At 61.8% G+C, this 26,954-nt stretch carries 17 protein-coding genes, 1 tRNA gene, 6 pseudogenes and 1 other annotated feature; of the genes and pseudogenes, 19 read left to right on the plus strand and 5 right to left on the minus strand.

Going from position 1 to position 26,954, the window contains the following annotated elements; translation table 11 throughout:
* Positions 1–64 precede the first annotated feature (64 nt).
* From glnL to DFR40_RS00830, 7 genes are read left to right on the plus strand one after another with little or no spacing between them, the layout of a single operon-like run.
* Entirely contained in the window at positions 65–1,126 is a 1,062-nt protein-coding gene (gene glnL / locus DFR40_RS00800) for a nitrogen regulation protein NR(II) (RefSeq protein WP_121456586.1), read from the plus strand.
* A 48-nt stretch (positions 1,127–1,174) separates the two neighbouring features.
* Positions 1,175–2,587, plus strand: coding sequence for a nitrogen regulation protein NR(I) (ntrC, locus tag DFR40_RS00805; protein ID WP_121456587.1), 1,413 nt, complete (start codon positions 1,175–1,177; stop codon positions 2,585–2,587).
* 10 nt (positions 2,588–2,597) lie between these two features.
* Positions 2,598–3,380: a biotin--[acetyl-CoA-carboxylase] ligase gene (locus tag DFR40_RS00810; RefSeq protein ID WP_121456588.1), complete on the plus strand. Its 783-nt coding sequence runs from the start codon at positions 2,598–2,600 to the stop codon at positions 3,378–3,380.
* A complete protein-coding gene (locus DFR40_RS00815) occupies positions 3,377–4,099 on the plus strand; it encodes a type III pantothenate kinase (protein ID WP_121456589.1) in 723 nt (240 codons plus the stop codon). The genes DFR40_RS00810 and DFR40_RS00815 overlap by 4 nt, the downstream gene beginning before the upstream one ends.
* A 24-nt stretch (positions 4,100–4,123) precedes the next feature.
* Complete coding sequence (locus DFR40_RS00820) at positions 4,124–5,428, plus strand: cyclic di-GMP phosphodiesterase (protein ID WP_121456590.1); 1,305 nt, start codon at positions 4,124–4,126, stop codon at positions 5,426–5,428.
* Entirely contained in the window at positions 5,409–7,100 is a 1,692-nt protein-coding gene (locus tag DFR40_RS00825) for an EAL domain-containing protein (RefSeq protein WP_121456591.1), read from the plus strand. The genes DFR40_RS00820 and DFR40_RS00825 overlap by 20 nt, the downstream gene beginning before the upstream one ends.
* A gap of 25 nt (positions 7,101–7,125) precedes the next feature.
* Complete coding sequence (locus DFR40_RS00830; protein WP_121456592.1) at positions 7,126–8,106, plus strand: SPFH domain-containing protein; 981 nt, start codon at positions 7,126–7,128, stop codon at positions 8,104–8,106.
* A gap of 9 nt (positions 8,107–8,115) precedes the next feature.
* Here the strand turns inward: DFR40_RS00830 and DFR40_RS00835 are convergent, their stop codons facing one another.
* Both DFR40_RS00835 and DFR40_RS00840 read right to left on the minus strand, forming a co-directional pair.
* Complete coding sequence (locus DFR40_RS00835) at positions 8,116–8,760, minus strand: glycine-rich domain-containing protein (protein ID WP_121456593.1); 645 nt, start codon at positions 8,758–8,760, stop codon at positions 8,116–8,118.
* On the minus strand, positions 8,760–10,211 hold the full coding sequence (locus DFR40_RS00840) for an NAD-dependent succinate-semialdehyde dehydrogenase (protein WP_121456594.1): 1,452 nt from the start codon (positions 10,209–10,211) through the stop codon (positions 8,760–8,762). Before DFR40_RS00840 ends, DFR40_RS00835 begins: the two co-directional genes overlap by 1 nt.
* 58 nt (positions 10,212–10,269) lie before the next feature.
* On the opposite strand from DFR40_RS00840, the gene DFR40_RS00845 reads away from it, so the two are divergent.
* Both DFR40_RS00845 and DFR40_RS00850 read left to right on the plus strand, forming a co-directional pair.
* Positions 10,270–10,773, plus strand: coding sequence for a C40 family peptidase (locus DFR40_RS00845; protein ID WP_121456595.1), 504 nt, complete (start codon positions 10,270–10,272; stop codon positions 10,771–10,773).
* A 53-nt stretch (positions 10,774–10,826) separates the two neighbouring features.
* Positions 10,827–10,903, plus strand: a tRNA-Arg gene (locus DFR40_RS00850).
* Positions 10,904–11,049: 146 nt separating this feature from the next.
* Here the strand turns inward: DFR40_RS00850 and DFR40_RS00855 are convergent.
* Positions 11,050–11,265 (minus strand): helix-turn-helix domain-containing protein, encoded by a 216-nt coding sequence (locus tag DFR40_RS00855; protein WP_121456596.1) that lies wholly within the window; start codon positions 11,263–11,265, stop codon positions 11,050–11,052.
* Positions 11,266–11,593: 328 nt separating this feature from the next.
* Here DFR40_RS00855 and DFR40_RS00865 point away from each other — a divergent pair, with 328 nt between their 5' ends.
* The 5 genes and pseudogenes from DFR40_RS00865 (at position 11,594) to DFR40_RS00880 (ending at position 17,216) form a co-directional block, all read left to right on the plus strand.
* Positions 11,594–12,868, plus strand: coding sequence for an Arm DNA-binding domain-containing protein (locus DFR40_RS00865; protein ID WP_245985558.1), 1,275 nt, complete (start codon positions 11,594–11,596; stop codon positions 12,866–12,868).
* Positions 12,861–13,832 (plus strand): HD domain-containing protein, encoded by a 972-nt coding sequence (locus DFR40_RS00870; protein ID WP_121456599.1) that lies wholly within the window; start codon positions 12,861–12,863, stop codon positions 13,830–13,832. The genes DFR40_RS00865 and DFR40_RS00870 overlap by 8 nt, the downstream gene beginning before the upstream one ends.
* The gene (locus DFR40_RS00875) at positions 13,829–15,010 is read left to right on the plus strand and encodes an AAA family ATPase (RefSeq protein WP_121456600.1); all 1,182 of its coding nucleotides are present in this window, start codon (positions 13,829–13,831) and stop codon (positions 15,008–15,010) included. Before DFR40_RS00870 ends, DFR40_RS00875 begins: the two co-directional genes overlap by 4 nt.
* A gap of 297 nt (positions 15,011–15,307) precedes the next feature.
* Positions 15,308–15,520 (plus strand): XRE family transcriptional regulator, encoded by a 213-nt coding sequence (locus DFR40_RS17535; RefSeq protein ID WP_425453922.1) that lies wholly within the window; start codon positions 15,308–15,310, stop codon positions 15,518–15,520.
* Positions 15,521–15,966: 446 nt separating this feature from the next.
* Positions 15,967–17,216 (plus strand): annotated as a pseudogene (locus tag DFR40_RS00880) (IS256 family transposase).
* A 107-nt stretch (positions 17,217–17,323) separates the two neighbouring features.
* On the opposite strand, the pseudogene DFR40_RS17290 reads toward DFR40_RS00880, so the two are convergent.
* Positions 17,324–17,596: pseudogene (locus DFR40_RS17290) on the minus strand (transposase); the annotation flags it as partial.
* A gap of 652 nt (positions 17,597–18,248) precedes the next feature.
* Positions 18,249–19,208: pseudogene (locus DFR40_RS00890) on the minus strand (IS3 family transposase).
* Positions 18,814–18,930 (minus strand) — a sequence feature (AL1L pseudoknot). It overlaps the preceding pseudogene by 117 nt.
* A gap of 386 nt (positions 19,209–19,594) precedes the next feature.
* Between DFR40_RS00890 and DFR40_RS00895 the strand changes: the two are divergent.
* The 5 genes and pseudogenes from DFR40_RS00895 to DFR40_RS00910 all read left to right on the plus strand — a co-directional run.
* Positions 19,595–21,067: a TolC family protein gene (locus DFR40_RS00895; RefSeq protein ID WP_170160121.1), complete on the plus strand. Its 1,473-nt coding sequence runs from the start codon at positions 19,595–19,597 to the stop codon at positions 21,065–21,067.
* Positions 21,068–21,495: 428 nt separating this feature from the next.
* Positions 21,496–22,332 (plus strand): annotated as a pseudogene (locus DFR40_RS17540) (ABC transporter transmembrane domain-containing protein); the annotation flags it as partial.
* 219 nt (positions 22,333–22,551) lie between these two features.
* Positions 22,552–23,250 (plus strand): annotated as a pseudogene (locus tag DFR40_RS17545) (ATP-binding cassette domain-containing protein); the annotation flags it as partial.
* Positions 23,250–24,416: a beta-barrel domain-containing protein gene (locus DFR40_RS00905; RefSeq protein WP_121456604.1), complete on the plus strand. Its 1,167-nt coding sequence runs from the start codon at positions 23,250–23,252 to the stop codon at positions 24,414–24,416. The pseudogene DFR40_RS17545 and the gene DFR40_RS00905, both read left to right, overlap by 1 nt.
* A gap of 145 nt (positions 24,417–24,561) precedes the next feature.
* Positions 24,562–26,954 (plus strand): annotated as a pseudogene (locus DFR40_RS00910) (hypothetical protein); the annotation flags it as partial.

Genomic DNA, 26,954 nt, shown 5'->3' on the forward strand with positions numbered 1-26,954 from the left:
TTCGGATGATAATGAACAGTCGGTCATTAACGCAAGCGGCGTTTCGCGGCGGCGCCGTCGCGTCATGAACGTCACCCACGCCAACTTCGCCGGGCTCGACCTGCTGGCCTCGGCGGTCCTGCTGATCGACGACGGCCAGGCCATCCGCTACCTCAACCCGGCCGGCGAGAACCTGCTCGCGGTGAGCAGCCGCAGCGTCGTCGGCAAGCGCCTGGGCGAGGTCTGCCAGTGTTCGTCCACGCTGCAGGCGGCGATTGACAACGGCCTGCACAACAACTGGGGCTATACCGGCCAGAATATCTCCCTCGGTCGTGCCGACGGCGAAACGCTGCACCTCAACTGCACGGTGACACCGCTGCGCCCCGATATCGCCGCCGGCATGCGCCTGCTGCTCGAACTGCAGCCGATCGACCACCATCTGGCGGCGACCCGCGAGGAGCGCCTGCTCGAGCAGCAGCAAGCCAACCGCGAGCTGATCCGCAATCTCGCCCACGAGATCAAGAATCCGCTCGGCGGCATCCGCGGTGCCGCGCAACTGCTCGAGCACGAACTCGGCAACCCGTCGCTCAAGGAATACACCCAGGTCATCATCAAGGAGGCCGACCGCCTGCAGGACCTGATGCAGCGTTTGCTGACGCCGCACCGGGCGATGCTGCCGACGACGGTCAACATCCACGAGATTCTCGAACGGGTGCGCAGCCTGCTCACTGCCGAATTCGCCGAGGGCCTGCGCGTCCGCCGCGATTACGACACCAGCCTGCCGGAACTGGTCGGCGACCGCGAGCAGTTGATCCAGGCGGTGCTCAACATCGCCCGCAACGCCGCCCAGGCGATGGCCGGGCAGGGCGAGATCGTCCTCCGCACGCGGGCGCTGCGCCAGGTCACGCTGGCCAAGAAACGCTACCGGCTGGCAATGGAGATCAAGGTCATCGACAACGGCCCGGGGATTCCCGACGACATCCGCGAGCGCATGTTCTACCCGCTGGTTTCCGGGCGCGAAGGCGGCAACGGGCTGGGCCTGACGATTGCCCAGAATTTCATCCAGCATCACCAGGGCAGCATCGACTGTCACAGCCGACCCGGGCAGACGGTATTCACGCTGCGTCTGCCGGTGGAGCCGGCCTGAGTCTTGCTTTGAAGCGCAGGACATTGAGATAGGAAAAGGCAAGAAGACATGAAACCGGTATGGATTGTTGATGACGACCGCTCGATCCGCTGGGTGCTGGAAAAGACCCTGTCGCGCGAGGGCATTCCGTTCGCCAGCTTCGCCTCGGCGAGCGAGGCGATCGGCAGCCTGGAGGGCGGTTGCGAGCCGCCGCAGGTCCTCCTTTCCGATATCCGCATGCCCGGCCAGTCCGGCCTCGAACTGCTGCAGGAAGTGAAGACCCGGCACCCGACGGTGCCGGTGATCATCATGACCGCCTATTCCGATCTCGAAAGCGCCGTCGCCGCCTTCCAGGGCGGCGCTTTCGAATACCTGCCCAAGCCGTTCGACGTCGATCAGGCGCTCGAACTGATCCGTCGCGCCATCGACGAGTCGATGCACCAGAGTGGTGCGGCCGAAGAGGAGGGGCTGGTGCCGGAAATCCTCGGCCAGGCGCCGGCGATGCAGGAAGTCTTCCGGGCCATCGGGCGCCTGGCGCTGTCGCATGCGACCGTGCTGATCACCGGCGAATCCGGCTCCGGCAAGGAACTGGTGGCGCGTGCGCTGCACCGGCACAGCCCGCGTGCCGAGCGGCCCTTCGTCGCCATCAATACGGCGGCGATTCCCAAGGATCTGCTCGAGTCCGAACTCTTCGGCCACGAGCGCGGCGCCTTCACCGGCGCCCAGGCGCAGCGGCGCGGGCGTTTCGAGCAGGCCGAGGGGGGCACGCTGTTCCTCGACGAGATCGGCGACATGCCGTCCGAACTGCAGACCCGCCTGCTGCGCGTCCTCTCCGACGGACATTTCTATCGTGTCGGCGGCCATTCGCCGATCAAGGCCAACGTCCGCGTCATCGCCGCCACCCACCAGAATCTCGAAAGCCGGGTCAAGGACGGGCTGTTCCGCGAAGACCTCTTCCACCGTCTCAACGTCATCCGCATCCGCCTGCCGTCGCTGCGCGAACGGCGCGAGGACATCCCGCTGCTGACCCGGCATTTCCTGCAGAAGAGTGCGCGCGAGCTCGGCGTCGAGCCGAAGCGGCTCTCCGAAGCGGCGCTCAAGTACCTCTGCGGGCTCGAGTTCCAGGGCAACGTCCGGCAGCTCGAGAACCTCTGCCACTGGCTGACGGTGATGGCGCCCGGCCAGCAGGTCGAGGTCGGCGACCTGCCCAGCGAGCTGCGCGAGGCGCCGCCGCAGCTGCTTGCCGGCGATTGGGAAAAAGCCCTCGAAGGCGAGGTCGACCGTCTGCTGGCGCGCGGCGTGCCCGATGTGCATGGACTGCTCGCGCAGAGCTTCGAGCGCATCCTGATCTCGCGCGCGCTGGCGCATACCGGCGGCCGCCGGATCGAGGCGGCGCAGGCGCTGGGCATTGGTCGCAACACGATCACGCGCAAGATCGCCGATCTCGGCATCGACGGCGGCAAGGAGCCGGCGGGAGAGTAAAATCTCCGGCATGCCCCTGATCGATCCCGTCTTGCTCAAGACCCGGCTGGGAAACCTGGCCGGGCGTTTCGACGTCGATGCTCTCGACGCCTGCGATTCCACCAGCAGCGAACTGCTGCGCCGCGTCGGCGCGCCGGCCGGAAGCGTCGTCGTTGCCGACCGCCAGAGCGCCGGGCGCGGCCGGCGTGGCCGGCAGTGGCTGTCGGACCCGGCGGCCAGCCTGACCTTCTCGCTGCTCTGGCGATTGCCGGCCGGTCATCCGCCGGGCGGCCTGTCGCTTGCCGTCGGCGTTGCGCTGCTGCGGGCGCTGACCCGGCTGGGCGCCGCCGGGGTCTGCCTGAAGTGGCCGAACGACGTCCTGCTGGCCGGCGACGGCGGCTTCGCCAAGCTCGCCGGCATCCTCGTCGAACTGACCAGCGACCGCCGCGGCACCCAGGCCTGCATCGGCATCGGCATCAACCTGGCGACGCCGGCCGGCGAGTTCGCCCAGCCGGTGGCCGGCCTCGAACGGGCGATCGCCGGCGGGGTCGAGCGGCACGCGTTGCTGGCGGCTATCCTGACGGCGCTGGTCGAGGTCCTCGACACGTTCACGGTCGACGGCTTCGCGGCACTGAAAACCGAGTGGGAGCGCGGGCACGCCTGGCAGGACCGGCCGGTGCGCCTGCTCGCCGACGGCGAGGGCGAACGCAGCGGCATCTGTCGCGGCGTCGATGCCGACGGTGCGCTGCTGCTGGCCACCGCCGCCGGCGTCGAGCGCATCCTGGCCGGCGACCTCAGCCTGCGTGCCGCATGATCCTCTGTCTCGACAGCGGCAACAGCCGGATCAAGTACGGCTTCTGCGCCGCCGACGGCGACTGGCTGGCCTGCGGTGCCCTGGCCCATGACCAGTGCGGCGAGTTGACCCGGCTGCTCGGCGAGTGGCCGACGCCGACGCGCATCCTGCTTGCCAACGTCGCCGGTGCCGCCGCCGAGGCGCGCATCCGGGCAGCGCTCGGCGATTGTGCCGGGCACCTCGAGGTGGTGCGCAGCACGCCGGCGGCGGCCGGTGTGGTCAACGGTTATCGCCAACCGGAGCGTCTCGGCGTCGATCGCTGGTGCGCGCTGATCGGCGCCCGTCAGCTGCAGGCCGGCGCCCTGCTCGTGGTGATGGCCGGGACGGCGACGACGATCGACGCCCTCGATGCCGACGGGCGCTTCCTCGGTGGCCTGATCCTGCCCGGTCAGCAGCTGATGCTGGCGGCGCTGGCCCGGGCGACCGCCGGTCTGCCATTTGCTGCCGGCCGTCATGCCGCCTGGCCGCAGAGCACCGACGACGCCATCGTCAGCGGCGCCCTCGAAGCCCAGGCGGGCGCCGTTGAGCGGGCCTGGGCGCGTCTTCCGGGCGCTGTGCGCAGCTGCCTGGTGTCCGGCGGCAATGCCGAGGCGCTGATCGAGCACCTTGTCATACCGGCGGTGCGGGCGGACAATCTTCCCCTGCACGGGCTGCGCCAGCTGGCCCGCGAAACCGCCTGAAGCAAGCGCCTGAACTGAGCTGTCATGGAAATCATCCCGGTTGCCGAACTCAAGATCGGCATGTTCATCGTCGAGCCGGACTGCCCGTGGACGGAGTTTTCCTTCGCCCTGCAGGGATTTCTCGTCAGCACGCCGGAGCAGGTCGAAATCTTCCAGCGCAAGTGCCGCTTCGTCGAGATCGACCGCTCGCGCTCGCTGAACGAGCACTACGCGGCGCCGAAGGCACGACTCGACCGGCCCTTGCGGGCGCTGCCGCCGGCTTTCGCCAGCGCGCCGGAGAGCCCGCTCGGGCGCCGGCCGCCGGTGTTCTCGGCGGAGCAGGTCGAGCGCCAGAAGCGCCGGCGGCGCTTCCTCGACTTCCTCCACGGCCAGGTTGGCGACGCCCACGTGCAGGCGCTCAGCCGTGAGCTGGCCTACATCGAGCCGCGCTACGACGGCCTGCAGCGGGCACTGCAGCAGACGCTGCAGCACGTCAGCGCCGAGCTCCATTTCGATTTCGGCAACGTCCGCGAGGGCGTGCGCGACGTCGCCGGCAGCCTGCAGCGCAACCCGGATGCGGTGATGTGGCTGCTCCGCCTGAAGAGCATGGACCAGTACAGCTTCGACCATGCCATGGATGTTTCCGTGCATGCGCTGCTGCTCGGCGGGCATATCGGCTGGCGCGGCCAGCGCCTGCTCGAACTCGGCGTGGCCGGCCTGCTCCAGGATGTCGGCAAGACCCAGGTGCCGGCCGAACTGCTGGCCAAGGCCGAGCCGCTCGACGCCGACGAGCAGTACCTGGTGCGTTCGCACGTCGCCAGCTCGCTGGAGATCCTGATGCGCCAGGCGCACCTGCCGCCGGAAGTGCTGCAGATCGTTTCCCGCCACCACGAACGCTGGGATGGCAGCGGCTATCCGCAGGGCCTGCGCTGCGAGCAGATCGGCCTGGCCGCCGAGATCGCCGGCCTCGTCGATTCGTTCTGCGCGATGCTGCGCAACAAGCCCTACCGCAACGCGATCGGCCACCAGCAGGCGCTCGAGGAGCTGTTCGCCCTGCGCAACAAGCAGTTCAACCCGGTGCTGATGGAGCAGTTCGTCCAGTGCGTCGGCCTCTATCCGATCGGCACGCTGGTCGAGTTCGACAGCGGTGAGGTCGGCGTCGTCATCCAGCAGAACCGCGTCCAGCGCTCGCGTCCGCGCGTGCTGCTGATGCTCGACGCGGACAAGGCGCCGGTACGCAGCTACCGGGTATTCGATTTGCGCGATCCCGATTGCGCGGCGGTGCGGATTGCCCGCGCGCTGCCCGGCGACGCTTACGGACTGTCGGCACATGACTACTACCTCGGCTAGACGGGATGCTTCTTTCATCGACTTTGCCGCCTTCGGCCTCGGCGACGAGGAACTGGTTTCGCTGCGCAGCCTGAGCGACATCTGGGGCATGGCGCTGCGCGAGATCCGGCCGCAGGTCGCCAACGATCCGGTTTTGCTCGATTTTCTCGAGTTGACCGAGGAATTGCCGCTTGCCCTGGCCGATCCGGCCTGGCAGCAGCACTGGGTGCGCGGCTGGCACGGCCTGGCCAGCCGCGGTTACGCGGTGGTCGAGATCCTGCGCCTGTTCTTCGCCGCCGTCGTTCGCTGCGAACAGGAACTGATCGGCGACCGCGACAGCGTCGGCCGCGTCGTCCTGGCGCTGTTTTCCTGCCTGCGCCGGGCCGTGCTGGCGGCGGTCAGTTGCGCCCTCGAACTCGGCGAGGAAGCCCAGCAGGAGGCCGCCGGCCTGCCCGGCGAACTGGCCGCGCTGCGCTGCCTGCGCGAACTGCTGACGGTCGACCGCCAGGTCGGCCTGCTTTCGGTCTCGGTGATCAACCGCGATTCCTTCGCCTACATCGCCGCCAGCGACCTGCAACGCCTGCCGGCGATGCTCGCCGCGCACATCGCCCAGCGCCTGCGTCCCGACGACCGCGTCTTCGCCGGCCGCGAAGGCGAATGGCTGGTCATCCTCCCCGATGTGCACGCGATGTCGCAGCCGGCGCTGGCTGCCAGCCACATCGGCAAGATTTTCGAAGCGCCGGTGGTGCTGTTCGGCGGCGGCAAGATCATGATGCAGGCCACCGTCGGTGCGGCGATGCTGCCCGAGCATGCGCTCGACGCCGAGGGCGCGCTGCATGCCGCGCGCCTGGCACGCTGGGACGCCGCCAGCCGGCGCCAGGGCTTTGCCTGGTTCGATCCGCGCCTGGGCGCCGACTGGCAGCAGCGTTACCACCAGGTCGAGAGCCTGCGCGAGGCCTTGCAGCAGGAAGCCCTGGCCCTGTACCTGCAGCCGCAGGTCGACCTGGCCAGCGGCCGCTGCATCGGTGCCGAGCTGCTGCTGCGCTGGCGCGGCAGCGATGGCGCCTGGATGGATCCGCCGGCGATCATCGAGCTGATCGAGGAAAACGGCTGGCGCACCACGTACACCGACTGGCTCCTGCGCGCCGCCATGCGCACCGCTGCCGAGCTCGATGCGGCCGGCATCGGCATCGGTCTGGCCTGCAACCTGACGGTTGCCGACATGGTCGACGAGGAACTGCCGGAGCTGCTGGGCCAGTGCCTGGAAACCTGGCAGCTGCCGGGGTCGCGGTTCACCCTCGAGCTCACCGAGTCGGCGCTGATGGCCGACCGCGAGCAGGGGCTGGCCATCATGCGGCGGTTGCGCGCGCTCGGTTGCCGGTTGGCGCTCGATGATTTCGGGACCGGCTACTCGTCGCTCAGCTACCTGGTCAGCCTGCCGATCAACGAGATCAAGATCGACCGCTCGTTCATCGTCGGCATGCTCGATTCGATCGACAGCCTGCGCATCGTCAGCACCATCGTCGACCTGGCCCGCGACCTCGGCATGCTGCCGCTGGCCGAGGGCGTCGAGGACCTGCGCCAGCGCGAGCAGTTGCTCGAACTTGGCTGCGCCGCGGCCCAGGGGTATCTTTACGCGGCGCCGATGCCGCTCGACGAGTTCGTGGCCTGGTTCCGCGCCCGTCATCCCTGAATTTCCCGTCATCCTGGAGCGTGCCATGTCCCTGACCGGTTTCATCAAGAAGCAGTTCATCGATGTCCTGGAGTGGCTCGAGCCCGACGACGGCACGCTGGCCTGGCGCTACCCGGTTGCCGACAACGAGATCCAGCACGGCGCCAGCCTCACCGTGCGTCCGGCGCAGGCAGCGCTGTTCATCGACCAGGGGCGGATCGCCGACTGTTTCGGCCCCGGCCGCTACCGCCTGGAAACGGCGACACTGCCGCTGCTCACCAATCTGCGCCACTGGGACAAGCTGTTCGCCTCGCCGTTCAAGAGCGACGTCCATTTCTTCTCGACCCGGCGCCAGCTCGACCGCACCTGGGGCACGGCGACGCCGCTCAGCCTGCGCGACCGCGAGTTCGGCGCCGTCCGCCTGCGCGCCTACGGCACCTATGCCTACCATGTCGCCGATCCGGCGCGTTTCTTCACCCAGGTGTGCGGCAGCAGCGAGCGCTACGATCGTGAGCAGCTCGAGGGCCAGTTGCGCAGCACGCTGGTTGCCGGTCTGGCCGACGTCTTCGCCGGCTCGAGCTTGCCTTTCCTCGATCTCGCCGGCAACCAGGCGGCCCTGGCGCAGGCCTTGCAGGCGCGGCTGGCGGTCGCCTTCGCCGAGCTCGGGCTGGCCCTCGACGGCCTGGTCGTCGAAAACGTCTCGCTGCCCGACGAACTGCAGAAGGCGCTCGACCAGCGCATCGCCATGGGCATCGTCGGCGATCTTGCGTCTTACACCCGCTATCAGGTCGCCAGCAGCATTCCCGATGCGGCCCGCAACGAAGGCGGGCTGGCGGCGCTGGGCGCCGGTCTCGGCGTCGGCCAGATGTTCGGCCAGGCGGTCGGCGCGGCGCTGCCGGTCGCAGCCGAGGCGGTCGACGAGGTCGCGGCGACGCTGGAAAAGCTGCATGCCCTGGTCGGCAAGGGAGTGCTGACGCAGGCCGAGTTCGACGCCAAGAAAGCGGAATTGCTCAAAAAACTCGGTTGACCGTCAGCGTCAGTCGCCGCCGCCGCCACAGCCGCCACCATCGCCGCCGCTGTCGCCGTCACTGCCGGAGCTGCCGGCACAGCCGCTGCTGCAGCCGATATGGCTGGCGCAATAACCGCCGTTGCTGCTGCTCCCGGCGGCCAGGCAGTCGAGTCGATAGACGAAGCCGCCGGCGATGCCAAGGGCGGCGTCGAGGGCGAACAGGCGGGGCAGTCGCGTCGGCGTCCGCGGGTCGATGCCCTCGTGCGCGCACGCCAGCCGCCAGGCCCGGCGCAGGCCCTGGCTGGCCTGGGTCGGCGAGGCCATCGCCTCGACCGGCGTATGGTGCAGGAAGCGGCCAAAGGCCCGGGCACAGAAACGCTGGTAGTCGCGGGTAAACAGGATGAACTCGTGCCAGGCGTCGTCCACCGCTTGCGAGGGCATCGCCACCAGGCGCCGTCCCGCGGCATTGCAGATCAGGAAATAGTCGCGCAAGGCAGCGAATACCTCGGCCCGCTGCTGCGCATCGAGTTCCGGCCGGCGCGCCGCGAGGCGCCGGTCGAGGCGTTCCTGCAGCGGGAAGTCCTCGATGAAGCGGGCCCGCCCGGCCTGTTGCCATTGGCGCCAGGCCAGCCAGAGTCCGAGCAGGGCGGCGGCGAGCAGGACGAACTGCATCAGCCGACCGCGAAGCAGAGGTATTTGACTTCGAGGTATTCCTCGATCCCGTACTTCGAGCCTTCGCGGCCGACGCCGGACTGCTTGATGCCGCCGAAGGGCGCCACCTCGTTCGAGATCAGGCCGGTGTTGATGCCAACCATGCCGTACTCGAGCGCTTCGCCGACGCGCCAGGCGCGGCCGATGTCGCGACTGTAGAAATAGGCGGCGAGGCCGAACTCGGTGTCGTTGGCCATCGCCACCGCCTCTTCCTCGCGCTCGAAGCGGAACAGCGGCGCCAGCGGCCCGAAGGTCTCCTCGCGGGCGACCTGCATGTCGCGGGTGACGTCGGCCAGCACCGTCGGCTGGTAGAAGTTGCCGCCGCGCGCGTGGCGGGCGCCGCCGCAGAGCACGCGGGCGCCCTTGGCGAGCGCGTCGGCGACGTGGGCTTCGACCTTGGCCAGTCCGGCGGCGTTGATCAGCGGCCCCTGGGCGACGCCGGGCTCGCTGCCGGCGCCGACCTTGAGTTCGGCGGCACGGGCCGCGAAGCGGCTGGCGAAGTCCTCGTAGATGCCGGCCTGGACCAGGAAACGATTGGCGCAGACGCAGGTCTGGCCGGTGTTGCGGTATTTGGCGACGAGCGCGCCTTCGACGGCGGCATCGACGTCGGCGTCGTCGAAGACGATGAAGGGGGCGTTGCCGCCGAGTTCGAGCGACAGCTTCTTGATGGTCGGCGCGCACTGCGCCATCAGCTTGCGGCCGACTGCGGTCGACCCGGTGAACGACAGCTTTTTGACGATCGGGCTGGCGCACAGCTCGCCGCCGATGGCGACCGGGTCGCCGGTGACGACGTTCAGCACGCCGGCCGGAAAGCCCGCCTGCTCGGCCAGCGCGGCCAGCGCCAGGGCGGTCAGCGGGGTTGCCTCGGCCGGCTTGACGACGACCGTGCAGCCGGCGGCAAGCGCCGGCGCGACCTTGCGCGTGATCATTGCCAGCGGGAAGTTCCACGGGGTGATCGCGGCACAGACGCCGACCGGCTGCTTGACCACCAGCAGGCGGGTGGCCGGGTTCGGGCTGGGAATGCTCTCGCCGTAGGTGCGTTTGCCCTCCTCGGCGAACCATTCGACGAAGGAGGCGCCGTAGGTCGCCTCGCCCCGCGCTTCGCTCAGTGGCTTGCCGCCCTCGGCAGTGATCAGCGCGGCGAGATCGTCGGCGTGGTCGAGGATCAGGCGCTGCCAGGCGAGCAGCAGCTGGCCGCGCTGGCGGGCGGTGAGCGCCCGCCAGGCCGGCAGGGCGGCATCGGCGGCGGCAATCGCGCGCCGGGTTTCGGCGGCGCCGCAGCGCGGCACTTCGGCGATGCGTTCGCCGCTGGCCGGGTCAACGACGGTCAGCGTGGCGCCGCTGTCGGCGCCGACCCATTTTCCGTCGATCAGGTTGGTCGACCGTAACAATCCCGGGTTCTGCAAATTCATGACTTGAAATATCCTGTAGAAACGCTAAGTTGTAGGCACTTTCAAGAAAATACCTTAGATGATCGCCCGGGTCCTGCCGCTTTCCCTGTTGTGCTGCGCACTGCTGCTCGCTGCCTGCGGCAGCCCGGCGCCGCGTGCGCCGACCGGCCCGGGAACTATAACCCAGGCACCGCGGGCGGTCAGCGGACAGGCGGTCGAGGTGGTGCTCTACGCGATGTCGCTGATCGACACCGGCTACCGCTTCGGCGGCAAGAACCCGGAAGCCGGCCTCGACTGCAGCGGCATGGTCAGCTACATCTTCGACCGTGCCGCCGGCCTGCGGATTCAGGGCAGCGCCGCCGACATCGCCCGCCGTGGCCGGCCGGTCGAGCGCGAGGCGCTGCGCCCCGGCGACCTGGTCTTCTTCAACACGATGAACCGGCCGTTCTCGCATGTCGGCATCTACATCGGCGACGACCGCTTCGTGCATGCGCCCTCGACCAACGGCAAGGTCCGCATCGAGCAGATGGACAACCGCTATTTCGCACAGCGCTACGAAGCGGCGCGGACATTCTTCGACTGAGCCGGCAACGCCATGGACGCCGCCGGCCTGCTCGGAGTACAATTGCGCCCTTTCCGCCCGTAGCTCAGCTGGATAGAGTACTGCCCTCCGAAGGCAGGGGTCGTGCGTTCGAATCGCGCCGGGCGGGCCAAATAAATCAACGGCTTGGACTATTTGTGGTCCAAGCCGTTTTTGTTTGTGCCCATTCTGTGCCCGCTTTGTGCCCGCTTTGTGCCCACCTGCGAGGTGGAGAAAATCGGCCGGCAAGTAAATGACGAGTGCTCTCCGTGCCTGATTTTAGGCCGCCTGACTTTCCGATGTGAACTCGAGTAACTCTGCGACCCCGCAATTGAAAAGGCCGCATAGGCGGTCAATTGCATCCAACTCGATGCGTGTTGCTGTCTCGTTGTAGAGCAAGGTAATCGTGTTGCGATGTAAGCCTGTTTCTCGTGCCACATCGGCAATTTTCATTTTCCGTTCGCCCATCAGTCTGGATAGGTGGCAACGAATCATTGGTATTCTCCAAAAAAGTCATTCAGGATGACAAAAAGTCATTGACAGCGTCTTTTTGACGGCTATAATGTCACTCAGGATAACAAATTAACTTTCCAAATTAATTTTTGTCCTTCTGAGTGATTTTAATCAAAGGAGATTCTGATGTCACTAACTTACCTCACCACGGCCGAATTGTCTGAGCGCATCAAGTACGACCCTAGAACAATCCGTGACTGTTTGAAGGATAGCGTTCTGATTGAGGGGGTTCATTACATCCGCCCATTTGGAGGTCGGAAAATCCTGTATGTCTGGGAACGGATTGAGTCAGACATGGTTCGCAGTTCCGATGAGTCGATTGCTATTCCAATGGCAAATGGAGGTTTCTGCCATGGCTAGTATTCGAGGAAGAAAAGACAACGGGATGCTTTTCTTTGACTTCCGATATCAGGGAGTTCGTTGCCGGGAGCAAACAGCACTGCCTGATACCGTTGCCAATCGTAAGCGCTTGCAAAAGCTACTGGAGCGGATCCAAGAAGAAATTTCCGTCGGGACGTTTTCTTATGAACGCTACTTCCCCAACAGCAAACTAGCTCAGCGATTTACTCGCGGAGCGCCACCCGAATCCAGGGTGCAGGAAGAAGTTGTGCTCCCGCCAACAGAGCCGACGACCCCTCTGTTCAAAGACTTTGCCGAAGTCTGGTTTTCGGAGAAAGAGGTTGAGTGGCGAAATTCGCACAAAGCGGCGATTCGACGAGAACTTAACACCACACTGATGCCGGAATTCGGAGATAAGGAGGTCGGCCAGATCTCCAAGGCAGAAGTGCTTGCATACCGCGCCAAACTCGGGAAAGTGACCGCGCGGAATCAGAGACAACGCTCAACGGCAAGGATCAACAAGATGATGAACCCGCTTAGACAGATCCTCAATGAAGCGGCCGACCGCTTCGATTTTCGCACGCCGTTCGACAACATCAAACAACTTAAGGTCAAGCGTACCGACGTCCATCCTTTCACCCTTGAAGAGGTTAAGTTGATCCTCGAGACGGTGCGGATTGATTTTCGCGGCTATTTCACGACGCGCTTCTTCACGGGAATGCGGACCGGGGAGATCGATGGCCTGAAATGGAAGTACGTCGATTTCGAGAAGCGCTTGATCATGGTTCGTGAAACCATCGTGAACGGTGAGGATGAATACACCAAGACGGATGGCAGCCAGCGCGACATCCAGATGAACCAACTAGTCTTCGATGCGCTGAAGGAGCAACACAAGGCGACCGGCGAACTGTCAGAATATGTGTTCTGCAACCGTCAAGGTACGCCCTTGGCGCACAAGAATGTAACCCGCCGGGTTTGGTACCCACTATTGCGCCATTTGGGGTTGGCTGAACGACGACCTTATCAGTGTCGCCATACCGCCGCCACGCTATGGCTCGCCAGTGGCGAAGCGCCGGAGTGGATTGCCCGGCAGCTGGGCCATACAACAACAGAGATGTTGTTCCGGGTGTACAGCCGATATGTCCCAAACCTGACCCGCCGCGACGGTTCCGCATTCGAGCGGCTGCTGGCACAGTGTATCGGCGGCTCGCTTCAGTTTGGTGTAGCGGAGGTGGCTCATGGCTAATCAGAATCAAAGCACGCTGATGCTCAATGCCGACACCTTCCGTGACAACCTGCCGGCCGTATTCCGCGTGCTGCGCGTCCGGCAACGCTTGCTTCCTGGCAAGAATCAATATCAGGTGTTAGTTTCCCTGTATCACGCCAAGCACCAAATCAATGTGCATGCCTGCTATCCACAGTACGACAACCAGTTGATTCCTGGCGCACTGGTCAAGATTCGCTGGCCCAAGCGCATGGTCAGCATCGACGGCAGTCTACGTATCGATCGGCTGGTGATCCTGCAGGAAGCCGAGGCAAGTTACCAGCTGTTCGACACCATTCCTTCGTACTACGCTGGGAGTGAAGAAATCATGCGCCGAGCCCGCGCATTAGCTCAACGCCTGAGCGACACGCATCACCTCTTGCTCAATCACGTATTTTGGAATCGAGGGCGTTTGGGACGCTTCCTGAAAGGTCCCGGTTCGCTGGGTGGGCATCACCGCGGTCCCCACGGAAATTTCCGCCATGCCGTCGAAGTGGCAGAACTGGCCATTGGGATGCAGGTGGAACTGCCGGTGGCGGCGCCGTCGCTGATGATTACGGCAGCACTGCTTCACGATGCTGGCAAAGCGGATGAATACGAATTCGATCAACACACCGGATACGCGAGCATGAGTCCCCGGGGTACGCTGATCGGCCACCGAACAACGCTGCTTGAGTGGATCGCGGTCGCCCACGACCGGATGAAGAAGAAGCTCTCGAAGCCCCACTACGAAGCTTTGGTGCATGCGCTCTCAGCCGTCAGTGGCGCCCCAGAGTGGACGGGGTGTCGGGTACCGATGAGTCGGGAAGCTTTTCTGGTCAATACCGCCGACCGCGTCTCTTCGCATGGTGATCTGCTCAATCAGCACGCACCGGCAAACGAGGGATTCGGGACGCCCCACAAGCATCTCAAGCGCTTGCCATTCCAGGTCAAGGAGGCTGCATGATGAATCCTTTCCATGAACCGTTGCCGCCTGGGTATGTCCGCTTGGGTTCTGACGGCGGTCCGACTTGGCGTGCTCTGGGGAGCAAGCTCCTCGTTCCATGTGATCTGGCCAGCATCCTGAGGGAAATCGATGAAACGGCCGAGGAGGACTTGTTCGACTTGTCACCCGAACGCCCTGAGGCGGATCTGTGGGAGGAAATCGAAGCCCAAGCAGCATGCTTTGAACCGACGCCACAGTATCGTCAGGTGTTTGATCCCGAGGAAATTGCCGCGGCAAAGAAGGGCTTGGTCAGCGAGGACAAGGATGTCGCCCGGCGTTATGCCATGCATCTCAATCATGCCGAGCATGAGACTGGGCGTCGCAAAATGCCGGAGATCAAGATTCCGGAGTTGAAGAGTCGTCTGCTCGCGTTGGCCGATAAGATGCCCAATTTCCAGTCTGTCATTGAGGTTCTGCTCAGCGAGTTGGCGCTTGCTCTCTCGGCGCCACCCGCGGAGTTTCGGGTGACCCCCATCCTCTTGTCTGGTGCTCCCGGGATTGGCAAAACACGATTTGCTCGTGAGGTCGCTGCTGCCCTCAATGTGTATTTCGAGAGTATTGCCCTCGCGACCACCTCGGCTGGGTTTGCACTGACCGGGACAAGCCGTGCCTGGGGCAATAGCCGTCCTGGATTGATCGCAGAACTGATGAGTCAGGGTGAGGATGCCGCGCCGGTCGTCTTGCTCGACGAAGTTGACAAGGTCTCCGACAACTATCAATCACCAGTGACGCCGGTGCTACTCGAGTTGCTCGAGGAAGAAAGCGCGAAACGGTTCCGGGATGAAGCCCTGGAAATCCGGATGGATACCGGCGGTGTCATCTTCATGGCTACTGCCAATGATCTGGGCTTGATCCCGCCGGCACTGATGTCACGCCTTCGGGTGGTTCCGGTGCGGCCGCCAAGCAAGGAAGAATGCCTGGGGATTGCGCGAGGGCTCAGTGGCCAATACGAGAAATACGGGCTGACGTTTGCTGATGAGGCGCTGGCTGTACTGGTTGAGCAGGCAACTGATCTGCGAGATCTTCAGCGGATGATGCGGGACGCAGCTGGGCGGGCGCTATATGAAGGGTGGCGGGCGGTTCAAGTTTCCCCTGGTGATGCGAAAGTGGTTGTTGCTGTCAGGATGGGGTTTGTTTGATTGCTCCTGTGGTTGCATATTGGTCAATGCTGCCCGCTGTGTCTGCTGATACGGCTGGCAGACTTCTTATCTGCCAGCCAGGCCCATATTAGCGACAACAGACAGTGGCTGCGAAACGAAATGCCGGAAATGTGGATTTAAAACTAGATGTAGAAGTGCGCTTGTCGTTTGCCATCTTGTGCCTGCTTCTAAAATCCACCAAAAATATCACCATGGTGTAAATTGATGAATTAAATTGGTTCGTGAGGAATTTAATTGGTTAGAAATTTGAAAAATATAAGCTTATTGTCTAGTGAGTTGCTTGAATACCGTTACAAAAAATGGGAAACACAGGCGAAATTTTGGGGGCGATTTTGCGTTAGCCAAAGTGCTGGGTGTCGATATGAAAACGGGCGATTAATGCCCCCAGTATTGCAGTTGTTGGTGGTGTTGCATATGATGAAGCGACTTACTGACAAAGATCTCGAGATGGCTAGGAAAATACTAATGCTTCAGTCGCTCGACTGTTGATGTGTAATTCCAAGTAGAGAGGGGGGCGATTGTTGATCGATGCTCTATTTTTAGCCAAAGTGAGTGCTATTTGGTGTTTGTCGCGGCATGCTAAAATTGCTCTGTTGTCTTTGGTGTGCATGGTTTTATCGCGATAAATTCTATTGTTGTATATTTTTTATTGGCTTCGCTGTTGTTGATTATAATTACGATTCGAGTAAATGGGTTGTTTTTAAAATTAAGAGGTTGTCTGATTTAAATTCTTTGCCTTGTTTTTCTGCAGTGAATATGAAGTTTAGGAACCGAAGTGCTTCTGTCAAGCATCTCTGGTGCTGGATGCGATAGTTTGGCGTTGAATGGGTGCGGAGGCGGTGGGGTGGAAGGCAAGCGGAAATCTCTCGTGTTGATAATCCGGATTAGAGCCTGTCAGAAATTTGTGTGTGAGGCATAACATGTCGCCAAGGAGCATGTATGCCAAGCAAGACGAGCAAGAAAAACCGGCAGCGGCGCTGCCCAAGATTCCGAAGGAACTCATTGACCAGTTTGTCAGCGGCCCGATGAGCGCCGAGGCAGTGAATGCCGCTTCGATGGCCTTCAGGAAAGCGCTGATAGAGCGTGCGCAGGGTGCCGAACTCAGCCATCACCTGGGGTACCCGCCCGGCGCCGAGAAACCCGGCGAGGTCGGCAACCACCGTAACGGCGCGACAGGCAAGACCGTGCTGACCGAAGACGGCCCCCTCCGGATCGACGTCCCGCGCGACCGTCAGGGCAGCTTCGAACCGTTGCTCATTCCCAAGCATGAGCGGCGTTTCACCGGCTTCGACGACAAGATTGTCGCCATGTACGCCCGCGGCATGACGGTGCGCGAAATTCAGGGATTTCTGGCCGAGCAGTACGGCACCGAGGTGTCACCGGAATTCATCAGTTCGGTCACCGATGCGGTGATGGCCGAGGTCACCGCCTGGCAAGCGCGGCCGCTGGAGCCGGTGTATCCGGTCGTCTTCTTCGACGCCCTGCGGGTCAAGATTCGCGAGGACGCTGTGGTTCGCAACAGGGCCATCTATCTGGCCCCTGGGCGTGCTGCCGGACGGCACGCGTGACATTCTCGGGCTGTGGACCGAGAACACCGAAGGCGCCAAATTCTGGATGAAGGTCTTCAACGATTTGAAGACCCGCGGCGTGACCGACATCCTGATCGCCGTCACCGATGGCTTGAAGGGAATGCCGGAAGCGCTGGCCGCCGTCTTTCCCGCTTCCACCCTGCAAACCTGCATCGTGCGCCTGATCCGCAACAGCCTCGATTACGCCAGTTGGAAGGATCGCAAGGCGCTGGCTGCAGCGATCAAGCCGATTTACACGGCACCCAGTGCCGAAGCGGCCATGGCCGAACTCGAGGCCTTCGCACAGGGCCCGTGGGGCGAGAAATTCCCGACCGTGGCGGCGGGCCTGGGACCGGGTCATTCCCTTCTTCGCCTTCCCGCCGGCAATCCGCCGGGTGATCTACACGACCAACGCCATCGAAAGCATCAATGCCCGGCTACGCAAGATCATTAATACGCGCGGCCATTTCCCGAGCGACGATGCCGCCACAAAGCTGATCTGGCTGGCCTTGCGCAATATCACCGCAGACTGGGGGCGAGCGGCCAAGGACTGGAAGGACGCCATGAACCAATTTGCCATTCTCTACGCCGAACGCTATGAAGCAGCCCGCGGATAAAATGACCACCGACTTTCCCACCGCGCCGGGCGCCTACGGTCTGAACAGACCTTCGGCACCCGTCACCGTGGAAAAGTCTACTCACGCCTCACACACAGAAATTCTGACACCCCCTGACAAAAGTACGCTGCTGCTTTTTTTAGGATGTCGCGCTCCTCGGTGACGCGCTTCAGATCGGCCTTGAGGCGCCGTATCTCGGTCGACTGACCTTGCAGTTCGAGTCGCTCACCTTCGGGCAGGCTGTAGCGCTTTAGCCATTCGTAAAGGCAGGGTTACGAGATGCCTATGCGATTGGCGACATCGGCCACCGCGCGGTCCCGTTCAGTGGCCTGCTTGACTGCTTCGATTTTGAATTCTTCCGGATAACGCATGCTGCTCATGAATACTCTTTCTGCCTAAGTTTAAGGGTTCGGAGCGTCTACTGGTTCCGGGGCGACTCAATGGGCCGTTTCCTCAAAGAAGTGATCAATCTCAAAAGCCGAGATGATTCAATGTGTCGTTTTACAGGTGCCATAAGGCGGGGTTTGGCCTTGAGTTGAAATATGGATAATTGCGGGGTGGTATAAAAGAATAAAAATATTGCGATCATATCTTCAATATTGTCCTGGTTTTCTGCAATTAATTCGTATCGTAATTTGTGTTTTTAGCCGTTGTGAGCTGGTGCGGGCTAAATGACTTGTTAAATCCCTTGATTGTTGCGTGTCGGCGCCCGTGCAGTTGTATTGATTTTGGATTTTCTATGAATTCTGAAAGTCTGAATCCTGGTTGCTGGCAAGCTACTATGAGATAACTGGAGGCTACTTTGAGTGTTGAGGTAATGCTGTTTGTCGTCGTCGGTTATGCTATTGGCCGAACTGTTGGATACCTTGTGCAAGAGCAAAGCGAAAAGGCATGGGAAAAATCGATTAGAAGATTGAGTGCAATCGAAAATCAGTTTCAACCAGTGCAAAATCTCCACTTGCGCTCGGGGAAAATGAAGAAATAAAAATTAACTGAATCGCCCCGGGAATCGCGGAGGCCATTTGGTTTGAGTCAGGCGGTAACGGCCTGCTCGGTTTGACGGCGGTAGAAGTTTGCCTCGGCTTCGGCCGGAGGAATATATCCGATGGGCTCAAGCAATCGATGATGATTAAACCAAGAGACCCATTCGAGCGTTGCCAGCTCGACGGCCGGCTGACGCGCCAGCCGACGATGTATCGGGCATAGACGTCGACGACAAACGCAACATAGACAAAGCCCTGCCAGGTCGAAACGTAGGTGAAGTCCGCGACCCACAACTGATTCGGACGAGTCGCCGAAAATTGCCGATTGACACGATCCAGCGGGCACGGCGCCGCCGGGTCCGGGCGTGTCGTCTTCACGGGTTTGCCGCGCATGGCACCGCGCAATCCTTGCTGGCGCATGAGACGTTCAACCGTACAACGGGCGACCGCAATGCCCTCCCGGTTGAGTTGCCGCCAGACCTTGTCGGCGCCATAGACCTGAGATTGACCTGCCAGACGCGTTCGATCTCGCTGACCAGCATTTCATCGCGCTGGGCACGAGCGCAACGCAATTCGGGATTCCGCTGTCGGGCGGCATGGCGCCGATACGCGGACGGGGCAACCTGCAACTGCTGGCAGATCGGCTCGACCCCGAAACGTTCCCGGTGCTCGTCGATGAACAACCTCACGATTTGAAGCGGCGGTCGAGCTCCGCCTGGGCGAAAAACGCGCTCGCCAGCCGCAGTATCTCATTGGCCTTCTTCAGTTCGCGGTTCTCGCGCTCCAGTTGCTTGAGCCGCTCCGCTTCCGCGGTGGTCGTCCCGTCACGCTGCCCGGTATTCCGCTCGTACTGCCTCACCCAATTGCACAGCGTCTGCGTGCTGCAACCGATCTTCGGGGCAATCGATTCAATGGCCGCCCATTGCGATCCGTGGTCGCCGCGCGACTCGAACACCATCCGCACAGCACGTTCCCGAACCTCGGGCGAAAACTTCGTTGATTTCTTCATCATGGCTCCATCTTCTCAAAGAAGGGAGCCTCCTCAAAACCCGGGGCGATTCAGGGCTCGTTCTTTGAGGCCGTTTTGGCATCTGGCATCAGTAGCAGATGCCGAGAACTGCGAACTCCTGGTCCATCGCCGCAGATTAATTTTGGAGTGACTGCAAGTCAGTTAGGCCCTTTTTTGACAGGCGTGCCTCTCGATAATTTCGCGGCGCAGCCAGGGGGCTTGATAGCCCCTGCCGTTGAGTTGTGCCGATGGACATGTGTCCGATGGTGGATATCGGGGCGGCATCAATTGGGCCAAGATTTAGCCCATCAATTGGCATGGAGTTAGGTTCTCTCGTGATTCGCACAACACCCAAGCTTGGCCCATCTTCCAGAGTGACATTTCCCATGCATGTCCACGGCATCTGGTACCAAGTGTCCACCTTTCTGCTGGCGGGGTGTGTTTGTGGTGCGGCATGCGCCCAAAGCCTGGTTTCTGGAGAGGGAGGGGAGATCGCCCGGGGCGGACGTTTTGAGTTTGCGCTCAGTTCGCAACCAATGCCGGAGTCGGAACGGCGAGCTGATGAAAGCGAAATGAAGTCGCAGCCTTCGCCTAAAGCGCAGGGGGGGGCTCGGCTTCAGCGCATCGCGTTGCTGCGGGCTACTTCAGATGGGTTGGGATTAGGCGGGCGCCCGCATCCGGGGCTTGGTCCTGATGATCTGATGGCTCTTGCGACTCGGGCGCACCCCGAAGTCGTTGCCAAGCGCGCAGAGGTGGATGTCGCGAATGCCACGCTGGATGCGGCTCGTTGGAACTATTTTCCCACGCCATCGATCGAAATGCGGCAACAGAACAAGGATGGAAATATCTCGGTAGTAGCGGTTCAGCAGCCGCTTTGGGTCGGCGGGCGGCTTGATGCCGAGTTTGATGCGGCTGAAGCCCGCACGCGATCAGCCGGGGTGGCTGTCTCCGAGGCGCAGTATTCCCTGGCCTTGCGCGTAATGGACGCCTGGCAGTCCTGGTTGCAAGCACGTGGGCGTATCGATGCGCTGGTTCGTGGCATAGCTATGCTGGAGACGTACGGAGAAAGCGTTCGTAAGCGCATCCAAAGCGGGGTTTCTCCCGAGATAGACCAGAGGCTGGTCGAGTCGCGGATATCTCAGGCCAACGGGGATTTGACCTCGGCACGCGCGGCAGAGCGAAGTGCCCTCACCCAGTTGTCTTTAATGACCGGCAGAACGCTACGAACTGACGAACTGTTCTACGGTAGCAGTGTGGTCGGAGCCATGCCTGCCTTTGAGGTGCTGGCAGAACAGGCGGTAGTCTCCTCGACGACACTGCGGCGACTTGAGGCGGATATTGAAGCATCCCGCCACGATGCGGCTCAGAAACGTGCGGCACTTTGGCCCACCATCAGTATTCGCGGCGAATATCAACGCAATGTTGCGTCGAGCTCCAGCGACACGGCACAAGACAGCCGCGTCATGCTTGTGCTGGGCTACACCCCGGGGGCTGGTCTGTCGGCCCGTGCCGGGATTAGTGCAGCCGAGGCTCAGGCGAACAGCCTCCAAGCAAGCTTGGAGGCCGCGCGCCGAAACCTGGTCGCCAAGGTTGCAGCGGATTACGAGGATCACTTGTCAAGTGTCGCTCGCAAGTACGACTTGCAAGCCACGATACGGTCTGCATACGAGGTGCTGGTCTCCTACGACCGCCTTTTTGTAGCCGGCAAGCGCAGTTGGCTGGATGTGCTCAATGCTGCACGGGAATTGATGCAGCACGAGAGTTCGCTCGCCGATGTCGAGGCGCTGCGGCTGGCGTCGCATCACCGCTTGCGCCTGTATAGAGGCGAATTTCCATGGCAGAACGGAGCGGCATTGTGAGCGCTGAAAATTCCAACATTCACTTAGGCTGGCTCGCGCAGCGTTGTGTTGCCCTTCATCCGCAACTAGCGCGGCCCTCTCGACGTGAAATTGACACGCTGCAGCGCAGCATCCCGCCGAATGCGCTAGTATCCGGCGCAGAGGGCGAGGGAGTCGAGCCGCTGCTGCATGCGCTTGAAGCTTTCTTTGGCCGCTTGGCGCTGGAGGCACCCAAGTGGCGCGAAGCGCCGGCAGGAGATGTGTTGCCGATGCTAGCCCTGTTGCCCGGGGTAGGATGCCGCTTGATCTTTGCCCGAACCCCCGAAGGCCATTGGCTCATTGAGGGCCCCTCGGGGACTCAGCAACTCTCCCACTTTCCTCAAGGCAGTCTGTACGCGCCCATTGTTGCTCCGAGAAAGCCGAGCGAAGACAGCGGCAGCGCGTTCGCCATGTTCAAGGCCGCTCTGTGGGCGCGCAAGGGAATTTTTGTACAGGCGGCGCTAGCGGCCCTTCTTGCCAATATGCTTGCGCTGGCTGCTTCCCTCTACAGCATGCAAGTGTACGACCGCGTTATCCCGACGCAAGGGATTGCCACTCTGATCGTCCTTACCTCAGGCGTCCTGATGGCTGTTGTACTTGAGCTCATCGTCAAGATGGCCCGCTCCAATATCCTCGAATACTCTGTGACGGGGATGGATCTGGAGTTTTCACACAAGATATTCCTGCGTTTGCTCGGTATTCGCATGGACCAGTTCCCCGCAAGTGTCGGCACATTGTCGGCTCAACTTCGAAGCTACGAGACAATACGCGGATTTGCCTCATCAGCGACCCTTTATCTGGCCGTCGACGCCCCCTTCGCAATACTATTTCTGGGCGTGATCTGGATGCTGGCTGGTATTGAAGTCGCTGCGATACCCGCGATCTTCTTTGTTATCGCACTTACGATTGGGCTCTTCTATCGGGGGCGTATTGCACGTCATGCCGAATCCGCTACTACCGCATCCAGTCGCAAACTTGGCCTGCTGGTCGAAACCGTCGAGAACGCCGAATCGTTAAAAGCGATGGGGGCTGGCTGGCAGCAGCTAACCCAATGGGACATCTTGAACCGTCACTCGGTCGAAGACGATGCCAAGATTCGCCGCTACAACGAGCAGGCTACCTACTATGCCGGCTTCATGCAGCAAGCCAGCTACATTCTGCTGGTCGCTGCCGGTGCTTGGGTTGCTGCAACAAGTTCAGATCTAACTACTGGCGGGTTGGTCGCCTGTTCCATTCTCTCCGGACGAGTACTGGGGCCGGTCGGTTCGTTGCCGGGTCTCATTGTTCAGTGGGCGCATGCCAAGGCTGCACTTGGCAATCTGGAGAAAGTCTTCTCGTTAAAGTGCGACAACCATGCAGTTGCCCGTCCGCTGGTCCCGGAGAGTCTGCGCGGAGACTATTTGGTAACTGGCCTGAACTTCACCTATACGGGGCGCCCGGAAACCCTTGCGGTAAAGCACTTACACATTGCGGCCGGTGAAAAAGTCGCCATACTCGGTCCGGTTGGCTCAGGCAAAAGCACCTTGCTGAAACTCCTGGCAGGGCTCTATGCACCAGGAAGCGGACGCGTATTGCTCGATGGTCTCGATATTCAGCAGATCGCTCGCTCCCATCTCAGCGAGCATCTCGGCTATTGCCCGCAGGAAGTCAGGCTGTTGGCCGGAACACTCCGCGCCAATCTAATGGCAGGCCTTTCTGGCATTGAAGAAGAAGAAATTCTGCGGGCATGTCGGACCACCGGCCTGGACGCACTGGTTGCTGCCCATCCCAAAGGGCTGGATCTGGACATCGCGGAAGGAGGCAGCGGTGTATCCGGGGGGCAGAAGCAACTCATCGCTCTAACGCGCCTCCTCTTGACAAGACCGGATATCTGGTTGCTGGATGAACCGACATCAGCGATGGACGAGGTAACGGAGCATCGTAGCCTTGTTGCTTTGCGTAATGCCGTCAAGCCAAACCAAACCATGGTGATGGTTACGCACAGGCCCGCCCTGATAAAGCTTGCCACGCGGCTCATCGTATTGGGTGCCACCGGGATATCGCTGGATGGCCCGCGCGAGGCTGTCCTTGAGAGACTGCGACAGGGTGTTCCACAAGCCGCACAAGCACAAGCCATGCGCGTAGTCGTGCCGACAGCAGCCAGGGCGATGAAGGATAGAGCGTAATGCGCGTCGTTTCCACCATTCGACAAAGTCAGGGGCTCATTGCGCTTGCTGCCGCCTTGCTCGCTGCGTTGGCAGGCTGGGCGGCCATTTCGGATATTGCTCAAATTGCCCGTGCTCCCGGCCAAGTCATCGCTAGTGCCCGCACGCAGGTTATCCAGTCGGCCAACGACGGAGTCATTGAGGCCTTGCTCGTCCAAGAAGGGCAACGCGTCCGGAAGGGACAGGTTCTGGCGCGGCTTGATCGCAGCCAGGCCGAGGCAGCGTATCAGGACAGTCTCGGCAAAGTCGCAGCCCTCAAGGCCGCGTTGGTTCGACTGCAAGCCGAAGTTTTTGGCCGGTCGCTGGTTTTCCCGGAAAGCGTCCGATCGTACCCCGCGTTTGTGGCGAACCAGACCGAGTTGTTCCAGCGTCGCCAGAAAGCGCTGAAGGCTGAGCTTGATGCGCTTAGAGACAACGTGCGCCTAGTCAAGGAAGAACTCGATCTAAGTATGCCTCTGCTCGGTAGCGGCGATATTGGCAAGACCGAAATCATCCGGTTGCAGCGACAGTTGGCAGAGCTTAACGGGCAAATCACCAACCGCCGCAACAAATATTTCCAGGATGCTCAGGCAGAAATGACCAAGGCTGAAGAAGACCTGGCCACCCAGGAGCAGACCTTGGCCGAGCGCTCGGCGATCTATGAGCGCACGGAGATCACTGCTCCTGCAGACGGGCTTGTCAAAAATATCCAGATCACCACGCCGGGCGCCAAAGTTCGACCGGGCGATGTTGTCATGGAACTCCTTCCCACAGACAGTGCCTTGGTCGTGGAAGCCAAGCTCAAGCCGGCGGACATCGGTTTTGTGCGGCAGGGGTTGCCTGCGGCGATCAAGCTGGATGCCTTCGACTACAGTGTTTACGGGGTATTGCACGGTGAAGTGTCCTATATCAGCCCCGATGCCTTGAGCGAACGCACCCAGTCCGGCGATCAAGTCTTTTACCGTGCGCAGATTCGCATCGATGAAAAGGCAATGGCTCTGCGCAATCAAAAGAGTGGGGGGCACCCCGTCTCTCTTCAGCCGGGTATGACCGCGACCGTCGAGATTTCAACAGGCATGCAAACAGTGCTGGCCTACTTGACTAAACCCATTACCAAAACCCTATCGGAGTCGCTTGCCGAGCGCTAAAGGGGCAAGCGCAGGAGGAGAGACTATGCGTTTTGCGTTTTCTGGCGAATGAATACATCGCATTTCAGTTAAACCCCCAAGTTTATTGCATGCAGCCTTCAGGCAAGCATTACCACACAAAAGTCACCATCAAGAGGTAATCAACATGAAAGACAACAAAGCTCAATTCCAGGATGTAATCGCCGTCGCTGCAGTTCAAGGCTCACTTCCGGGCGAGATACAGACTTCCGCCGATGGCGTGGCGGGCATTGTGCAACCGGCGGTGGAATTGTCGAATGCGGCTGTTGCCAAGCGTAGCCAATCGAAGTGGGTGGTGCGCAAGAAAGACGCCGACGACGAGATGGTTGATGACATGCTCCCCCTTTCGGACGCCGCCGCATCAGGCGGCACGATGGCGGCGGATGAAGGGGGGGGCATCCTACTCGCTGACAACGCATACCGTGCGACGATGTCGGATGGATCGTCTGCCGTGGCGCAGGGGAATCCGCTGAGCGTCGCAGGTTCGGAGACGACGACCGGGGCAGGGGCGGCGATCCCGCCCGCCGCCCCTGCGGGCGGGATCGGGCTCCTGGAAGCCCTGGGCTGGGGCCTGGTTGGCGTCGGCTCGGTGGCGGCGCTGAGTAGCGCTGGCGGAGGGGGTAGTGGAAACGCATCCGGTTCAAGTTCTTCCCCCGAACAAATGACGATCGGCGGGACTTTTGCGGCGGGTTTTGCTGTGAGCGGCAATCAGCTACAGGTCTCCGCTTACTCGGCAAGCGGGCAGATGATTGGTGGTCCGGCGACGATTGGAGCGGATGGCCAATTCAGCTTGGCGATCGAGAAGGCATATGCCGGGCAGGCGATCCTCTTGCGGGTCATCGATACTGATACTGGTGCTGACTATCTGGACGAAGCCACGAACCAGGCGGTCGATCTTAATGCCGATCTGCGGGCCATGGTTGTCCTTGATGCAAACGCATCGACCGCAACCGTCAGCATTACCCCATTGTCTGAACTTGCCGTGCAAGCCCTGCTGCAAGATACCGGCGGCGATGAGGGCGCTGCCGCCGTTACCTTGGGCAACGTCAGCGTAACCGACGTCGACAGCGCCAATCGCGCGGTGAGTCAGGCCTTCGGCTTGGGTGACCAACCAATCTCCGCCATTATGCCGGTGGTTGCGAGCGAGAGCGCGCTCGGCAACGCGCTGGGAAATGTTCTGGCGGGGCTATCGGGCATGGACAGCAATGCCGGTGGCGGGGTCCGGAACAGTCTGCAGCAACTGAGCGCCGGGCTTGATCTCGGAACCGCTTCGCTGAGTTCCAGCGCTTTGGTGGAATTTGTAAAAGGCCTCCAGACAGCGGACGGCGCCGTAGGTGGTGATCTGCTGAATCAGGTTGTTAGCGACGTGCCGGTTCTGCAGGCAGCCGAGAGCGCTGCGGCCAGTGCCGATATGTCGACCCTGTCAGCTAGCGATATTTCCACGCTGGACCCGACAGTGGTGCTTTTCCTGGCGCCCGCACAAGTAGCGTCGATGAGCGCGCTGCAGGTTGGTGCTCTGACTGGCGCGCAAGTGACCGCGCTGTCGCCGACCCAGGTTGCCGCGATTGATTCGGCAGCGGTGTCTTCGTTGAGCACGACCGCTGTTGCGGCGCTGGAGCCGACGCAAGTGGCGGCGTTGAGCGAGACGCAAGTGAGCGCGCTGTCGCCGACCCAGATTGCCGCGATCGATCCGGCGGCGGTGTCTTCGCTGAGCACGACCGCCGTCGCCGCGCTGGAGCCGACGCAAGTGGCGGCGCTGAGCGAGACGCAAGTGAGCGCGCTGTCGCCGACCCAGGTTGCCGCGATCGATCCGGCGGCGGTGTCTTCGCTGAGCACGACCGCCGTTGCAGCGCTTTCCGAAGCCCAAGTCGCTGCGCTAGAACCAACCCAAGTGGCGGCACTATCCGACACCCAGGTCGCTGCGCTGGAACCGACCCAAGTGGCGGCGATCGACCCGGTGGCGGTATCATCGCTGAGCACGACGGCAGTAGCAGTGCTGGATGCCTCGCAAGTCGCCGCACTGAGCGTTGCCCAGCTAAGTTCTCTTGATAGCAGTCAGGTCCAGTCGCTTTCAATAATGACGCTAAGCGTCCTGTCAGCCGAAGCGTTGGCTGTCGTTGAAGGTAACTTTTCAGCGGAGCAAGTAGCGGCTGCAGAAGATATTGAAGCAGCTCGATTAATCACGACGGACGTTGCTTCGACAATGACAGCAACAGACGTGGAACAGTTGTCCGCTGTGGCGATTACGGCCCTAGGAGCCGACGTGGTGGCCGCGCTGAGCACGACCGCCGTCGCCGCGCTGGAGCCGACGCAAGTGGCGGCGCTGAGCGACACGCAAGTGAGTGCGCTGTCGCCGACCCAGGTTGCTGCGATTGACCCGGCCGCGGTGTCTTCGCTGAGCACGACCGCTGTTGCGGCGCTGGAACCGACGCAAGTGGCGGCGCTGTCCGACACCCAGGTTGCGGCACTCGAACCGACGCAAGTGGCGGCGCTGAGCGACACGCAAGTGAGTGCGCTGTC

Origin of the sequence: Azonexus fungiphilus (genome assembly GCF_003634965.1) — a bacterium.
Taxonomy (GTDB): Bacteria; Pseudomonadota; Gammaproteobacteria; order Burkholderiales; family Rhodocyclaceae; genus Azonexus; species Azonexus fungiphilus.

Coding starts and splice junctions, on each gene's coding strand:
- DFR40_RS00825 (WP_121456591.1), top strand. CDS start 5,409: ATGACTACTACCTCGGCTAGACGGGATGCTTCTTTCATCGACTTTGCC.
- DFR40_RS00835 (WP_121456593.1), bottom strand. CDS start 8,760: ATGCAGTTCGTCCTGCTCGCCGCCGCCCTGCTCGGACTCTGGCTGGCC.
- DFR40_RS00810 (WP_121456588.1), top strand. CDS start 2,598: ATGCCCCTGATCGATCCCGTCTTGCTCAAGACCCGGCTGGGAAACCTG.
- DFR40_RS00840 (WP_121456594.1), bottom strand. CDS start 10,211: ATGAATTTGCAGAACCCGGGATTGTTACGGTCGACCAACCTGATCGAC.
- ntrC (WP_121456587.1), top strand. CDS start 1,175: ATGAAACCGGTATGGATTGTTGATGACGACCGCTCGATCCGCTGGGTG.
- DFR40_RS00845 (WP_121456595.1), top strand. CDS start 10,270: ATGATCGCCCGGGTCCTGCCGCTTTCCCTGTTGTGCTGCGCACTGCTG.
- DFR40_RS00820 (WP_121456590.1), top strand. CDS start 4,124: ATGGAAATCATCCCGGTTGCCGAACTCAAGATCGGCATGTTCATCGTC.
- DFR40_RS00895 (WP_170160121.1), top strand. CDS start 19,595: ATGCATGTCCACGGCATCTGGTACCAAGTGTCCACCTTTCTGCTGGCG.
- glnL (WP_121456586.1), top strand. CDS start 65: ATGAACGTCACCCACGCCAACTTCGCCGGGCTCGACCTGCTGGCCTCG.
- DFR40_RS00830 (WP_121456592.1), top strand. CDS start 7,126: ATGTCCCTGACCGGTTTCATCAAGAAGCAGTTCATCGATGTCCTGGAG.
- DFR40_RS00855 (WP_121456596.1), bottom strand. CDS start 11,265: ATGATTCGTTGCCACCTATCCAGACTGATGGGCGAACGGAAAATGAAA.
- DFR40_RS00815 (WP_121456589.1), top strand. CDS start 3,377: ATGATCCTCTGTCTCGACAGCGGCAACAGCCGGATCAAGTACGGCTTC.
- DFR40_RS00865 (WP_245985558.1), top strand. CDS start 11,594: ATGAGTCGATTGCTATTCCAATGGCAAATGGAGGTTTCTGCCATGGCT.
- DFR40_RS00905 (WP_121456604.1), top strand. CDS start 23,250: ATGCGCGTCGTTTCCACCATTCGACAAAGTCAGGGGCTCATTGCGCTT.
- DFR40_RS00875 (WP_121456600.1), top strand. CDS start 13,829: ATGATGAATCCTTTCCATGAACCGTTGCCGCCTGGGTATGTCCGCTTG.
- DFR40_RS00870 (WP_121456599.1), top strand. CDS start 12,861: ATGGCTAATCAGAATCAAAGCACGCTGATGCTCAATGCCGACACCTTC.